Here is a 13,393-nt window from a genome sequence, read left to right as displayed (position 1 = left end):
AGCTACTGACTATCGGAGTGCAAGCTTTGCTTGCCAGTGCAGGCGAAGCCTGCACTCCAGCGACCTAAACTCATCAAAATTAAACAAACTTGTTTCAATCCACATCCGGCCTCATCCGTCGAATGACACCCGCCGACGGATAGAGGTCGGTGGATTGTTCCTCCCCGTGAACGAGGAGGTTACCAAAAAGGATAACGATGCCAGTGCATTGTTGTCAAACTCAACTAATCTCCCTGAAGGGGGAGGTTTCAAACTAGCGAAGAAATTTGATGAAAGCAGGCATGATCGGCTTGGGTGCGATGGGTATCGGCATGGCAAGGAATATCGCAAAAGCCGGGCACTTGACCGGCGTTTATAACCGTACGCCGACAAAAATGGACAGTCTGGCCGAAGAGTTGAATATCATTGCCTTCGCTCAGCCGGAAGAGCTTGCGGCAAGCGTCGATATAGTACTGCTTTGCGTCTCCGCTGACCAGGATGTTTTAGCCGTAGTGGCAAGATTGGCAACCGCCATTAAGCCTGGATCGGTCGTCGTCGATATGTCGACAGTTAGCAGCGATACCGCCAAACTAGCCGCCGCCATGTTGGCCGAAAAACACGTAGATTTTCTTGATGCGCCGGTATCCGGCGGCGTTGAGGGCGCTAAAAACGGCACACTGGCAATGATGGTGGGTGGTGATTTGGCGGCTCTGGAACAAGCCCGTCCGGTACTGGAAACCATGACCGGGTGCATCATGCACATGGGCGCAACCGGTTCAGGCCAAGCCACCAAGGCGGTCAACCAAATTATGGCAGCGGGCATCAATCAGGCGGTCACCGAAGCGCTGGCCTTTGCTAAAGCTCAAAACCTGCCGATGGATAAGGTGATCGAAGTCATCTCCGGCGGCGCAGCAGGCAACTGGTTTCTGCAACATCGCGGCGCCACCATGACTAACGGCATTTTTACTCCGGGCTTTAAACTTGGGCTACACCATAAAGACTTAAAAATCTGTCAACGCATGGCAAAACAATCCGGCGCATCGACCACGCTAATCGATATGACCATTGCCGATTACCAAGAGTTAATGACGCGGGGTTACGGCGACGAGGATATTTCGGCGCTATATAGATTGAAAGCTATCGACTCAAAGCGGTAGATTCGGATTGATATAATGAGCCTAGACCTGTTAAAGTCAGCGGGGTTTTCACTTTCAAATGAGGAATATTCATGTCTGATTACAAAAAATACCAATGCGGCGTTTGCGGCCATATTTATGATGAAGCCGAAGGCGACCCCGATTCCGGCCTTGCACCGGGAACCTTATGGAAAGATATTCCCGATGACTGGCGTTGCCCTGAATGCGGCGTAGAAAAAAGCGAATACGATTTAATGGTCTAATCAAGCCTTACCGGAGTACAGCAGCATGCACATTGTTATCATTGGCTCAGGCGTCGCCGGCGTCAGCTTTGCCGAGAAGTACCGCGCGTTATCGGCCGACGATGACATTACCTTGGTAACCAGGGAGCATGACGGTTATTATTCGCGGCCGCTGCTGTCGCGCGGTTTCACCAAGGCCGATATTGAGCAGTCCATCATCCTGAAACCCTTTGACAAACTGCGCCAAAACAATATCAAAGTGCTTTGCGACGCCGAAGTAACGGCCATTAATCGTGTCGATAAATCCATAGCCATACTTGGCAGTCAAACGCTGTTATACGACAAACTGATACTTGCGCAAGGATCTTCCGCGTTTATTCCGCCACCCTTCAGACCGTATGAAAAGCTGTTTTTTTGTCTGAACAGCCTAGTCGACTTAAAAGCCTTGCGACAATTTCGGCAAGGTTTTTTAGATCAAAACCACCAGACTCACTGGGCGATTGTCGGCGGCGGTTTAATCGGTTGTGAAGTCGCGTCCGATTTAGCGATGGCGGGCGATAATGTTACCCTGTTTCATGCGATGGATCGGCTAATGGAGCGTCAACTGGCGGCCGAAGATTCGACTTTGTTGCTGAAGGTGTTACAGGACTCCGGCGTTAAGGTATTGTTAAACCAGGCTGTGCAGGAATTTATCAAAAAAGACGACTGCATGGATGCAGGAGGTACGACTCCATGGATGGAGGAGGTAGAGCAATGCATGGAGCAATTGCCGAGAGCAACGCAGGGAGCGATTGCCGGAGACAAGGTTTGCGTAAGAACCGAGGTGACCACCGAGTTTGACGGCCTGATAGTCGCCTGCGGATTTAAGCCGCGCATTGAATTGGCTGAACTTGCAGGCCTGGAAACAGGTCGCGGCATCAAAGTTAATCCCTATTTGCAGACCAGTGACGAATCGATTTACGCGCTGGGCGATGTCGCCGAATTGCCGAACGGCAAGCTTTATGCTTTTATTTTGCCGATACGCAATCAGGCCTTATGGCTGGCTGAATTTCTGGCCGGACAAAAACAGGGCAACTGGACACCGCCGGCGTTTACCACCAAAGCCAAAGTGCATGGTTTTGAGGCAGTTCATCCGTATAATGTTTGACACAAAGTAGATGTATCTAGGCCAAAGGCGAAGGGCAAAGGGCGAAAAGAACAGCTTTCACTTTTCGCCTTTCACTTATTAACATGTCCCAAAACCGTTACTCTGACGCGGAACGCGCGGCCATCTACCGGGCTATTTATGAGCGCCGGGATATGCGCCATTTTTTGCCCGACCCCATCGCTGCCGAAGTCCTATACCGTCTGCTGGATGCTGCGCATCATGCGCCCAGCGTCGGTTTTATGCAGCCGTGGCGGTTTATCCGCATCAGCTGCCCTGAGTTGCGCAAAGCTATCCATGCCTTGGTCGAACAGGAACGCATCCGCACCGCCCAGGCTTTAGACGAACGCGCAGACGAATTTATGAAGTTGAAAGTGGAAGGCATACTCGAATGCCCGGAAGTGCTGGTTGCCGCCTTGTGCGAGCAGCGGGAGCAGCATGTTTTTGGCCGTCGCACCTTGCCGGAAATGGATCTGGCGTCACTGGCCTGCGCGATACAAAACATGTGGCTGGCGGCGCGTGCGGAAGGTTTAGGCCTGGGCTGGGTGTCGATGTTTGAGCCGGAAGCCTTGAAAGCGCTGCTAAACATGCCTGAAGACAGCCAGCCGTTCGCGGTTTTATGTTTAGGCCATGTGGATAAATTTTACGCTAAGCCGATGCTGGAACAGGAGCACTGGGCGAAGCGTAAAGACCTTAAAGATTTATTATTTGAAAATACTTGGAATGCGTCGTGCCGCTAGATTTTGTCATCCCCCCGCTCAAAGCAACGCTTAACGCCGCCTTGCAAGCCAAAATCGACCAGAAAACCAAGCCCTTAGGTTCTCTGGGGCAATTGGAATCCCTGGCATTGCAAATCGGCTTGATTCAAAACAGCCTGACCCCAAAATTAAACCAGCCGTGCATCCTCATTTTTGCCGGAGACCACGGCATTGTTGAAGCCGGGGTCAGCGCTTATCCGCAAAGCGTGACCGCGCAAATGATCGCCAATTTTTTGGCCGGTGGCGCTGCGATTAGCGTTTTTGCCCGGCAACACCACATAGACTTATTGATTGTCGATGCCGGAGTCAACGCCGATTTGAACAGCCATCCCAAGTTGATTGCGGCAAAAATTGGCAAAGGCACGCGCAACTTTTTAACCCAAGCTGCGATGACTTCCGAGGAATGCAGCCAAGCCCTGCAAGCGGGAGCAGACCAGGTTTTGCATCAATACGAAAGCGGCAGTAACTGCATCGGCTTTGGCGAAATGGGCATAGGCAATACGTCATCTGCGGCGTTGCTGATGCATTGCTTGCTTGATATGCCATTGGTGCAATGCGTAGGCCGGGGCACCGGCTTAAATGACGAGCAGTTGCAAAATAAGCTGACGGTATTGCAGCAGGCGTTAACCCAGCATAAAAGCGCGACAGAACCTTTAGACGTATTAGCGACCTTTGGCGGTTTTGAAATCGCCATGATGGTTGGCGCTTATCTCAAAGCCGCAGAACGGGGAATGCTTATTTTGGTCGATGGCTTTATTGCCAGTGCGGCGTTATTGGTCGCTTATAAACTCTATCCTCACGTGCTGGATTATTGCGTGTTTAGCCATGTTTCCAGCGAACAGGGTCATCAAGCTCTGTTAACCCAATTCAAGGCAAAAGCCTTGCTGAATATGGAGCTGCGTTTAGGCGAAGGTTCCGGCATTGCCCTGGCCTATCCGCTGGTGCAATCGGCGGTGGTGTTTTTGAATGAAATGGCTACCTTTGCCGAGGCCGGAGTTGATCGTTGATAAAGCAGGTGAAAGGTCCAAGGCGAAAGATTTTTTACCTTGAACCGTTTGCTTGCTTTAAAATCATTTTTCTTGTCCCCACGTATTGCACGGGATCAAGATAATTTCTCTCAAAACTCTCGGAGACACAACTATGCTTAACAGCCAAGAGCTTTACCAACAGATTAGCCATTTACCCTCATTAGAAAAATTACGTTTAGCAGAATTATTACTTGCCGATTTGGATACACCTAATCTGGAAATCGATGCTATCTGGCGTGAAGAAGCGCAAAAAAGATGGCAGGCCTATAAAGCAGGTGAGCTAAACACAGTAAGTTATGAAGCGGTTATGCAAAAATACAAGTGAAAATCGAATTTCTTAAAGCTGCACAAACTGAATTGGATCTGGCTTTTGAATGGTATGAAACTCAACAGAAAGATTTAGGTGTACAGTTTTTAAATGAATTTGATGCTGCAATCAGGAGAATTATTCGTTATCCCGAGTCTTATATTTTGATTGAAAAAGAGGTAAGGCGTTGCTTGATTAAACGTTTTCCTTACGGAGTTTTATACGGCATAAATGCGGATAAAATTATTATAATCGCCGTGGCTCACTTGCATCGAAAACCAGACTATTGGATAAATAACGCATAACAACCATGCCCCATCTAAAATTATTCCTGTTAGCCCTTAGCTTCTACACCCGACTGCCAGGGATGGTAGAAGTGTCGCAAGCGGTAGGGAACCGATGCGACCGCCTGCCCCATTCTCAAACCTTGGATTACAAACAGCTGCCTCAGGCAGCCGTTTACTTGCCGTTGATCGGCTGGCTGGTTGGCGGCAGTTGCGCTTTGGTATTTTACCTGGCTGACTTGCTTTGGCCGCAGACTACGGCGGTCATCCTGGCGCTAATCGCCGGGATTTTGCTGACCGGCGCCTTGCATGAAGACGGCTTTGCCGATGTCTGCGACGGTTTCGGCGGCGGCATCAATAAACAGCGCATCCTGGAGATCATGAAAGACTCCCATATCGGCGTTTACGGCTTGCTCGGACTGCTGTTAATGCTGTTGCTGAAGATTAGCCTGCTGGCCGCAATGCCTGCCTCTGCCGTGCCTTTAGTGTTGCTGGCCGGGCACAGCATCAGCCGCTTGTCGCCGCTGTTGCTGATGCAGCGTTACACTTACGCGCGCGGAAATGACAGCAAAGCCTCGGGGGCAGTTTATCAACCCGATTGTCAGGAACTGGCTGTTGCTACCGCCATTGCCTTATTGCCTCTGGCGTTACTGCCGGTATTATCTGCACTGGCCATTGTCCCCGTATTGTTGGCGACTATCCTTTTGGGGCGTTATTTTTGCCGTCGTATCGACGGTTATACCGGCGATTGTCTGGGCGCAAGCCAGCAAGTTGCCGAGACTATTTTTTATTTAAGCGTGAGTGCCTTATGGATATTTATTTAATTCGTCATACCCAAACCGCTACCGATCCGGGGCTGTGTTACGGGCAAAGCGATATTGCCTTGGCGGCGAGTTTTGCTGACGAAATGGGAAAACTGCATGACAAACTGCCCGAGTTTAACGATAACTGTAAAGTTTTCAGCAGTCCGTTAACGCGCTGCCTGCAATTGGCTGAAACCTTTTCAGACACGGTAACCACCGATCCGCGTTTACTGGAACTTAATTTTGGTGACTGGGAAGGCCGGCGCTTTGACGACATTGACGCCGATGTTTTGCAGCATTGGACCAATAACTTTGTCACTGCCGCGCCGCCAAAAGGAGAAAATTTTGAAGATTTATATCAGCGTGCAGGCAGCTTTTGGCAGGATTTATTAGCCTCGGCAACTGCTCCATGCGTTGCTCTACCTCCTGCATCCGTGCAGTCGGCCGAAGCTCCTGCTCACGCCCCTCGCCTACGTCCTGTAGGCGAAGCCGAACAGGTTTTGGTGGTAACCCATGCTGGCGTTATCCGCGCGTTGCTGGCGCATGCTTTAAACCTGCCCTTAGCCAATGCGTTTCAACTGCGGATTGATTCCGGTTCCGCGCATAAACTGCGGCAAGTTGACGATTATCTTTACGTCGAATACATCAATTTATAAATGAACCACGGCGGCAATATTTATCAGTTTGCCCGCAAAATCGGCTGCCTGCCGGAACAGGTGCTGGATTTTTCGGCCAATATCAACCCGGTGCAGGCGGTCGATTTAAGTTGTTTGCAAAAGGTGCAGCTCGGGCCTTATGCCGACCCTGATTACAACGGGTTAAAACAGGCGATCAAGCAGCGCTACCCTTATCCGTCTGGCGTTGATATTGAACTGTTTAACGGCGCGAGTGCGGCTATTTTCGCCTTGTTGCGTAATTTGCAGCCGCAAGACCTGGTTTTGTATGCGCCTTTGTATGGCGAATATGCGCATATTGCCGAAGAACTGGATTGCAAGGTGCATTACATCGACCGATTCAGTCGGCTTATGGCGGATATTCCCGCACACAGCACGGTGATTTTTGTTAATCCGTCCACGCCGGACGGTCAGCTTTACGATCTGCAAGCGTTGCTGGCAACATGGCAAGCGGCAGCTTGCACCATTATCATCGACGAGTCGTTCCTGGACTTTTCGACTGCCAGGGATGGCGGAAGTGTCGCAATCGGTAGGGAACCGATGCGACCGACTGCCAGGGATGGTGGCCGCGACTGCTCCCGGCAGTCGTCGGCATTTCCTCCATCCATGGAGGTCAGAAGTGTCGCAATCGGTAGGGAACCGATGCAGCCAGAGGCCGATTCGGTTGCACAACACATAAGGCATTACGACAAACTTTATCTGATCAAATCGTTGAGCAAATTTTACGGCTGCGCCGGTATCCGCATCGGCTTTATCCTGGCGGCGACAGCGGCGATCAAAGCGCTGCAACGCTTTGAACCGGCGTGGAAATTATCCAGCCTGGATATGGCCTACATGCAGCAGGCGCTGGCAAATACCGGATTCATCGAACAGACCCGTCAGCAGACTGCGCATTTACGGGGTTTGCTGCATCAGGCACTGCAAGATTCAGGATTGTTCGACAAGATTTATCCGGGACAGGCCAATTTTCTGCTGGCGCGCTTGGCAAACGACGGTGATGGTTATCAGTTGCAGACGCAATTAGAATCTTCACTGATTTTAATCCGCGTCTGCGACAATTTTGCAGGCCTGGATAAAAGTCATGTGCGTTTTGCGGTCAAGGATGAACAGGCGATAGCCCGGCTTGCCTACAGCTTTGAGAACATTAAAAAATAACCACGAAGGGCACGAAGAACACGAAGCGTTATATATTTATTCTTCGCGTCCTCTGTGTCCTTCGTGGTGCATATAACTTTTGAATAAACATCAATGAAACCATTAGCCGTATTCGGCACCAGTTCAGATGCCGGAAAAACCACGCTGGTCATGGCCTTGTGCCGGATTTTTGCCGACCAGGGCTTAAAAGTCGCACCGTTTAAGGCGCAAAACGTGTCCAATAATTCGGCGGTTACCAAAGAAGGCCGGGAAATTTCCAGGGCACAATGCCTGCAAGCCGAGGCCGCACGCGTCGAGCCGAGTTACCTGTTCAATCCGGTATTGCTTAAATCGCACGGCAACGGTTCGGTGCAGGTGATTGTCAACGGCCTGGTTTATCAAAACCAGTCGATTGCGACTTATTATGCTGAAATCGACAACCTGAAACAGCAGGTCAAGCGGGCGTTTTCAGCGCTCAAGCAGGACTATGACCTGATCATCGCAGAAGGCGCAGGCTCGCCGGTCGAGTTGAATTTATTGAACAAGGATTTGTCCAATACCTTTGTCGCCAACAGTTTCAACAGCAAAAATATCCTGGTCGCAGACATCGAACGCGGCGGGGTTTTTGCCTCGATTTACGGCACCCTGGAGCTGATGGACCCGGTCATGCGCAGCAATCTGATCGGGGTGGTGATCAACAAGTTTCGCGGCGACCGGCGCTTTTTCGACGAGGGCGAAAAAATCATCACCACGCGCTTCGGCGTTCCCGTTTTGGGCGTGCTGCCGTTTCAGCCCTTGAATATCGACATGGAAGACTCCCAGTCGCTGCGCAATTACCAGCAACGTCTGCTTGATGCCAAAATCCGCGTCGCGGTGATCGCCTATCCGGGCCTGAGCAATTATAACGATCTCGATGTGTTGATGGGCGATCCCGAGCTTTATGTCGAACTGATCCACGCCTACCGTCCGCTGGCAGGTTTCGACATGGTGCTGTTGCCGGGCAGCAAAACCGTGATCCGCGATTTGCAATGGCTAAAAAGTCAGGGCTTGTTCGAGGAACTTTTGCAGTTCAACAAGCCGGTATTCGGCATCTGCGGCGGCTATCAAATGCTGTGTCAGAGTTTGCATGATCCTGATGCACTTGAGTATGAAACTGCGATTGTCGAAACAGGCTTGAATTTTATCGACGACAGGGTGTTTTATCAAAGCCCTAAAATACTCGCACGCGGACAGTATTCGCTGTTTTCATACGCCGAGATTCAAGGTTATGAAATCCATTGCGGACGCATGGATAAGTACCCATTGTATTATCAGAGTAGTCTATTTTGCGGTACTCACGTGCATGGCGTTTTTGATCACGATGCGTTTCGTAGCGATTACTTTAAGGCCATTAATCCGCAGTATCAGGGCTATCGCTATGGACATTATCGCGAAGCCGAAATTCAGGGCTTTGCCGATATGGTCGCGGAAAACCTGGACATAGCCGCCATTTTGCAGGCGTTACAGGCGGACTGATGTTTTTTGAATTGGCGATTTTGGCGTATTTTGTCGATCTATTTTTTGGCGAATTCCCCTGCAAACACCCGGTGGCATGGATGGGTGATTTTATTTCCGCATTTGAACGGCGTTTTTACCGCGACCGTATTTTGCCCGGCGCACTATTGGTGACCGGCTTAATCGCACTGACCTTATTGATCAGCGTCACGCTGGTTACTCTGTGCGGCCTTTTGCCGGAGGGGTTGTCGCTGCTGGTTTTGGCGGTGCTTGCCTCCACCGGTCTGGCCATGAATATGCTGCACGAAAGCGTCGCCGCACTGTTAACCGCCAAGCAACCCAAGCAGGCGTTACGCTATCTGGTCAGCCGCGATACCGAAGACATGAGCGACACCGAAATCTATAAAGCCGGCCTTGAAACCTGGGCGGAAAATCTTAGCGACGGCGTGATTGCGCCGCTGTTTTATCTGCTGTTGTTCGGCCTGCCGGGGCTTGCCGTGTATAAAGCCATCAATACCCTAGACTCGATGATTGCCTATAAAACCGAACGCTATTTTTATTTCGGCAAAACGGCGGCGATAGTCGACGATATAGCCAATTACATTCCTGCCCGGCTGACCGCTTTACTGATTGTTGCCTTGGCAACAGACAAACAACGCGCCTGGCAATGCCTACGGCGCGACAGCAAAAAGATGGAAAGCCCCAATGCCGGATACCCGATTGCAGCAATGGCCGGTGCGTTGGGCGTAGCGTTGGGCGGCGATGCCCGTTATCACGGCCAAGTCAAGCATAAACCCACGTTGGGTTTGCCTATCCATCCGGTCGATAAATCCGCATTAAACCAAGCATTGCAAATGAAAATGGGCATAAATATAATGATTCTGGCTCTATTGGCAATAGGAGTGGTGCTGTCATGAAAACACTATTCATAGGCGGCATCAAAAGCGGCAAATCGCGGTTAGCGGAAGCCTTTATTTTAGAGCAGGCGGCAACGGAAAAACCTTACTATCTGGCGACGACAGAATTTTTTGATGACGAAATGCAAGCGCGTATACAGATTCATCAACAGCGCCGTCAAGACTTATTTGTCACGCTGGAAGAACCCGTTAAGCTGTTTGAAGCCGTGCAAAAATGCCGGGGGCCCGTGCTGATTGAATGTGTGTCGATGTGGCTGAACAACCAGCTTTATCACCAAATCCCCGAGGAGGACATTTTGCAGGAGCTGGACACAGTGTTACAGTTAACCGGTAACATGGTTTTAGTACACAACGAAGTCGGGCTAAGCATTGTCGCCGACAATCGCCTGGCCCGGCAGTTTGTAGACCTGTCCGGCAAAGCCGCCCAATTAATGGGACAACACTGCGATCAGGTGTATTTTTGCAGCGCTGGCTTGAAGATGAAAATGAAATAGAAACCAAATTGTAGAGTGGCTAAAGCCGCGCTACAATTTTACCCGACATCGCTTAACCACAAAAGAGGCCCCCGTGAAAAATACAGGCTACAAACGCTTATCCAAATTGGCTTTGGCATTAGCGCTGACCGGATGCGCCAGCAATCCGGCCGTTAAAACCGATGCGCCATATACCAATACCAATACCAATACCAATACCAATACCAGCACTATTCTCGAACATACCCCTGAATATCAAGCGCCGGGCTTAACCGGAACTTACGCCAGTTCGTTGCCGGTGCAGAACTTTATCCGGCATATGGTGCTTAAACATCGTTTTTCGGAAAGCTATTTGAACGGCTTGTTTTCACAGGCCAAGCGCTTGGATTATGTTATTCGCCTGGAAAATCCGCCGCCATACTCCGGTCCCAAACCTGCTCGCCCAAAAATGGGCAGTTGGACGCGCTATCGCCAGCAATTTATTACCGAGGCACATATCACTCATGGTGTGGACTTTTGGAGCAGCAATGCCGATGCTATCCAAAAAGCCAGCGTAACTTACGGTGTCGATCCCGAATATATTGTTGCGATTATCGGCGTAGAAACTTTTTTTGGGCGTAATATCGGAAAAACGCATACGTTAGATGCGTTAACCACGCTGTCATTTGACACCCAACGACGCGCCAAATTTTTTACCACGGAACTGGAAAATTTCTTGCTGATGACCCGCGAAGAAGACTACGATCCGCTTAAGCCGGTTGGCTCCTGGGCTGGTGCAATGGGCTTGGGGCAATTTATGCCCAGCAGTTTCCGCAAGCTAGCGGTTGATTTCAACAACGATGGACATCGTAATCTCTGGGATCAGCACGATGCAATTGGCAGTGTAGCGAATTATTTTTCCCATAGCGGCTGGCAACACAACATGCCGGTAGCGGAACCAACCCAAGCGTATAGGGGCGGCCCAATCATTGAACTGAGTGCCAGCAATGGTAGCGAATACTGGCATATACACCCCAATTTTAAAGTCATCAAGAAATACAATAACAGTGATAAGTACGCGATGGCGGTGCATCAATTGGCGCAGGCGATTAAACAGCGGCGTTTGTAGCGGGTGGTTAGGCAACGCGCAAAAAAAACATCTGTTTGCAATAAGATGTTTTGCAAAATAGGTAGAGGTTATTGCCCACCTATTCAGTCGGTTTGATGTGCAATGATAGGTTTAATCGTAATTTCTCATTAGTCGATGTCGAAGGCAACACCTTAAAAATCAGGCTAAAATAGCCACATGGATTCACTCAAGCCACAATTACCCAAAAGTGGCTTGTCTTTTTTTAGACATGGCGAAAATAGCCTATTTTATTCGCCACTTTTAAACCACGTTCTGAGGTAAGTTCAAACTTCAGATCCAACCAGAGTGCAAAGGGCGTCGTAATCCAGAATGGTTAGTTCATGCTTATGTATCTCAAACAAGCCATCCTCTCTCAGCGCATGTAGAGTGCAGTTTACATGTATCGTTGTAAGTCCGAGCGTATCAGCTATATCTTCTTGTTTTAAGGGAAATTGAATGGTGTATCCCCTGTTTAGGTGACGCCGCTTGAGTCGATGATAAAGTTCTGACACCATAAAAGCGATCCTTTCACGCGCACTGCGATGAATGATATTGGTAAGATACATCTCTGTCAGCATATTGTCGTTAGCTTCTGCCGAAGCAAGGCTTAGACCAAATTCCGGCTGCGAAGAACATGCCTTTACAATATTTGGAACCCTGCAGACAGCACTGTCCAATAAGGCGATAGCCGAATAGATAGCCGGACCTTGAAGGTGCTGTTGAAAGCCTAGTACTCAGTCATTCTTTTAATGTCGGGTAAAGTTTTTTCAATTTTACCCGAGCGTCTTCATTAGTAAATCGCCATTCCATAGGCTGAGCGGTAGCATTTCTTTTTTCTTGCCATGATGCGATTTCCTTTTTTAATGTTTCTTGGTCTGGAATGCGCCGATCCAAACATTGGCGAGACAAGATGCTCAATTCTATTTCCGCCCTATTCAACCAACTCCCATGCTTGGGTGTGTAGTGTATTTCCAATCTATCCAAAATTCTTCGCGCTTTCTCAAGTTCGAATGCCTTATAAAGAGAGGCGCCCGTGTGGGTGTTCAAATTATCCATAACCAACGTAATGCGTTCAGCGCGAGGATAGCGCACATCGACCAGGTTGCGAATTTGATGCGCCCAGTCCACAGCCGTTCTTTGGTCTGTTACCCGCACATGTCGTTTACCCGCTAACGGCTCAAAGAACATAAACATATTACTCACGCCATTACGTTCATATTCGGTATCGTACTTTTCAACGGTACCTGGTTTTGCGGGTATCGGCTGACGTGTCTCCTTAAGGTGTTGCTTGCTGCTTTCGTCCATACAAATCAGGGGATGAGTTTGATCATACGAGCGTTTGTAAACGTCCAGTACCTCTTCCATAGCGCAGACAAATTCAGCATTGGTTTTAGCCGGAATACACCCTTCTTTATTCTGCCAAGGTTTCAGCTCATTTTTTTAGTGTTTGCCGGATCGTTTCGTGCGATACGCTTTCCACATGGCCCAGTTCCACCCTACGCTGTCCAAGCAAACGCAATGTCCAACGACTGCGCCCTTCAGGGGCGTCTCCACAAACTAACGCCAGCAGATGGGCTTCCTTTTCACCATCAATAACCCGACTTTTAACACGGATCGGCTTCGCCCGATTTAAGGCTGACTCTAAACCTTCTTGAACCAATCTTTCCCGGACTCGCTCAACTGTGCGAGTTGAAATGCCAAAGGCTTCACTGATTTGACTATCCAGCCATTTTCCGCCCAATTCGCTAATGTCTGCCTTGAGCAGAATTTCAGCGTGAAGCCTTTTGTGGGCCGCCACTTTTCCTTTATGAATCAAAGTTTCCAGATCAGTGCGCTCTTCTTCTGTTAGTCGTACAATGTATTTTTTCGACAATTGCCAGTTCCCAGTTCCATTAATGTAAATAATCATCAT

16 protein-coding genes are annotated in these 13,393 nt (G+C 49.5%); 14 read left to right on the top strand and 2 right to left on the bottom strand.

All coding sequences use genetic code 11. The annotated features are described in order from the left end of the window. Positions 1-269 precede the first annotated feature (269 nt). The 14 genes from ABXJ76_RS01525 (at position 270) to ABXJ76_RS01460 (ending at position 11,481) form a co-directional block, all read left to right on the top strand. Positions 270-1,136, top strand: coding sequence for an NAD(P)-dependent oxidoreductase (locus ABXJ76_RS01525; protein WP_432743444.1), 867 nt, complete (start codon positions 270-272; stop codon positions 1,134-1,136). 71 nt (positions 1,137-1,207) lie between these two features. Further along, positions 1,208-1,378, top strand: coding sequence for a rubredoxin (locus tag ABXJ76_RS01520; protein ID WP_432743442.1), 171 nt, complete (start codon positions 1,208-1,210; stop codon positions 1,376-1,378). A gap of 25 nt (positions 1,379-1,403) precedes the next feature. Further along, on the top strand, positions 1,404-2,504 hold the full coding sequence (locus ABXJ76_RS01515; RefSeq protein WP_432743440.1) for an NAD(P)/FAD-dependent oxidoreductase: 1,101 nt from the start codon (positions 1,404-1,406) through the stop codon (positions 2,502-2,504). Between the two features lie 83 nt (positions 2,505-2,587). Next, on the top strand, positions 2,588-3,241 hold the full coding sequence (bluB, locus tag ABXJ76_RS01510; protein WP_432743438.1) for a 5,6-dimethylbenzimidazole synthase: 654 nt from the start codon (positions 2,588-2,590) through the stop codon (positions 3,239-3,241). Continuing rightward, on the top strand, positions 3,232-4,266 hold the full coding sequence (gene cobT / locus ABXJ76_RS01505; protein WP_432743436.1) for a nicotinate-nucleotide--dimethylbenzimidazole phosphoribosyltransferase: 1,035 nt from the start codon (positions 3,232-3,234) through the stop codon (positions 4,264-4,266). The genes bluB and cobT overlap by 10 nt, the downstream gene beginning before the upstream one ends. Positions 4,267-4,399: 133 nt before the next feature. Beyond that, positions 4,400-4,612, top strand: coding sequence for an addiction module protein (locus ABXJ76_RS01500; protein WP_432743434.1), 213 nt, complete (start codon positions 4,400-4,402; stop codon positions 4,610-4,612). Then, a complete protein-coding gene (locus ABXJ76_RS01495; RefSeq protein ID WP_432743432.1) occupies positions 4,609-4,899 on the top strand; it encodes a type II toxin-antitoxin system RelE/ParE family toxin in 291 nt (96 codons plus the stop codon). The genes ABXJ76_RS01500 and ABXJ76_RS01495 overlap by 4 nt, the downstream gene beginning before the upstream one ends. Positions 4,900-4,904: 5 nt before the next feature. Next, positions 4,905-5,702 (top strand): adenosylcobinamide-GDP ribazoletransferase, encoded by a 798-nt coding sequence (locus ABXJ76_RS01490; RefSeq protein WP_432743430.1) that lies wholly within the window; start codon positions 4,905-4,907, stop codon positions 5,700-5,702. Then, positions 5,687-6,337, top strand: a complete 651-nt coding sequence (gene cobC / locus ABXJ76_RS01485; protein ID WP_432743428.1) for an alpha-ribazole phosphatase family protein — start codon at positions 5,687-5,689, stop codon at positions 6,335-6,337. The genes ABXJ76_RS01490 and cobC overlap by 16 nt, the downstream gene beginning before the upstream one ends. Then, positions 6,338-7,510 (top strand): aminotransferase class I/II-fold pyridoxal phosphate-dependent enzyme, encoded by a 1,173-nt coding sequence (locus ABXJ76_RS01480; protein ID WP_432743426.1) that lies wholly within the window; start codon positions 6,338-6,340, stop codon positions 7,508-7,510. A gap of 93 nt (positions 7,511-7,603) precedes the next feature. After that, positions 7,604-9,004 carry a cobyric acid synthase gene (locus ABXJ76_RS01475; RefSeq protein WP_432743424.1) on the top strand — a complete coding sequence of 467 codons (1,401 nt, stop codon included), beginning with the start codon at positions 7,604-7,606 and terminating at the stop codon, positions 9,002-9,004. Continuing rightward, positions 9,004-9,900 carry an adenosylcobinamide-phosphate synthase CbiB gene (gene cbiB, locus ABXJ76_RS01470; RefSeq protein WP_432743422.1) on the top strand — a complete coding sequence of 299 codons (897 nt, stop codon included), beginning with the start codon at positions 9,004-9,006 and terminating at the stop codon, positions 9,898-9,900. Before ABXJ76_RS01475 ends, cbiB begins: the two co-directional genes overlap by 1 nt. Next, complete coding sequence (locus ABXJ76_RS01465; RefSeq protein ID WP_432743420.1) at positions 9,897-10,394, top strand: bifunctional adenosylcobinamide kinase/adenosylcobinamide-phosphate guanylyltransferase; 498 nt, start codon at positions 9,897-9,899, stop codon at positions 10,392-10,394. The genes cbiB and ABXJ76_RS01465 overlap by 4 nt, the downstream gene beginning before the upstream one ends. A 73-nt stretch (positions 10,395-10,467) precedes the next feature. Further along, complete coding sequence (locus tag ABXJ76_RS01460; protein ID WP_432743418.1) at positions 10,468-11,481, top strand: lytic murein transglycosylase; 1,014 nt, start codon at positions 10,468-10,470, stop codon at positions 11,479-11,481. Between the two features lie 284 nt (positions 11,482-11,765). Here the strand turns inward: ABXJ76_RS01460 and ABXJ76_RS01455 are convergent, their stop codons facing one another. Both ABXJ76_RS01455 and ABXJ76_RS01450 read right to left on the bottom strand, forming a co-directional pair. Next, positions 11,766-11,996, bottom strand: coding sequence for a helix-turn-helix domain-containing protein (locus ABXJ76_RS01455; protein ID WP_432746413.1), 231 nt, complete (start codon positions 11,994-11,996; stop codon positions 11,766-11,768). Positions 11,997-12,219: 223 nt separating this feature from the next. Continuing rightward, a protein-coding gene (locus ABXJ76_RS01450; protein ID WP_432746411.1) for an IS630 family transposase occupies positions 12,220-13,390 on the bottom strand; the annotation gives its coding sequence in 2 pieces (ribosomal slippage) (positions 12,220-12,922 and positions 12,921-13,390; 1,173 coding nt in all). Positions 13,391-13,393: the final 3 nt, after the last annotated feature.

The organism is Methylobacter arcticus (assembly GCF_050917435.1).
Taxonomy (GTDB): Bacteria; Pseudomonadota; Gammaproteobacteria; order Methylococcales; family Methylomonadaceae; genus Methylobacter_A; species Methylobacter_A titanis.
This window is presented reverse-complemented; position numbering and strand designations above follow the sequence as displayed.

Excerpts from the sequence above, each read along its gene's own strand:
- ABXJ76_RS01525 (WP_432743444.1), top strand. The coding sequence starts at position 270 with ATGAAAGCAGGCATGATCGGCTTGGGTGCGATGGGTATCGGCATGGCA.
- ABXJ76_RS01520 (WP_432743442.1), top strand. The coding sequence starts at position 1,208 with ATGTCTGATTACAAAAAATACCAATGCGGCGTTTGCGGCCATATTTAT.
- ABXJ76_RS01515 (WP_432743440.1), top strand. The coding sequence starts at position 1,404 with ATGCACATTGTTATCATTGGCTCAGGCGTCGCCGGCGTCAGCTTTGCC.
- bluB (WP_432743438.1), top strand. The coding sequence starts at position 2,588 with ATGTCCCAAAACCGTTACTCTGACGCGGAACGCGCGGCCATCTACCGG.
- ABXJ76_RS01500 (WP_432743434.1), top strand. The coding sequence starts at position 4,400 with ATGCTTAACAGCCAAGAGCTTTACCAACAGATTAGCCATTTACCCTCA.
- ABXJ76_RS01490 (WP_432743430.1), top strand. The coding sequence starts at position 4,905 with ATGCCCCATCTAAAATTATTCCTGTTAGCCCTTAGCTTCTACACCCGA.
- cobC (WP_432743428.1), top strand. The coding sequence starts at position 5,687 with ATGGATATTTATTTAATTCGTCATACCCAAACCGCTACCGATCCGGGG.
- ABXJ76_RS01480 (WP_432743426.1), top strand. The coding sequence starts at position 6,338 with ATGAACCACGGCGGCAATATTTATCAGTTTGCCCGCAAAATCGGCTGC.
- ABXJ76_RS01475 (WP_432743424.1), top strand. The coding sequence starts at position 7,604 with ATGAAACCATTAGCCGTATTCGGCACCAGTTCAGATGCCGGAAAAACC.
- cbiB (WP_432743422.1), top strand. The coding sequence starts at position 9,004 with ATGTTTTTTGAATTGGCGATTTTGGCGTATTTTGTCGATCTATTTTTT.
- ABXJ76_RS01465 (WP_432743420.1), top strand. The coding sequence starts at position 9,897 with ATGAAAACACTATTCATAGGCGGCATCAAAAGCGGCAAATCGCGGTTA.
- ABXJ76_RS01455 (WP_432746413.1), bottom strand. The coding sequence starts at position 11,996 with ATGGTGTCAGAACTTTATCATCGACTCAAGCGGCGTCACCTAAACAGG.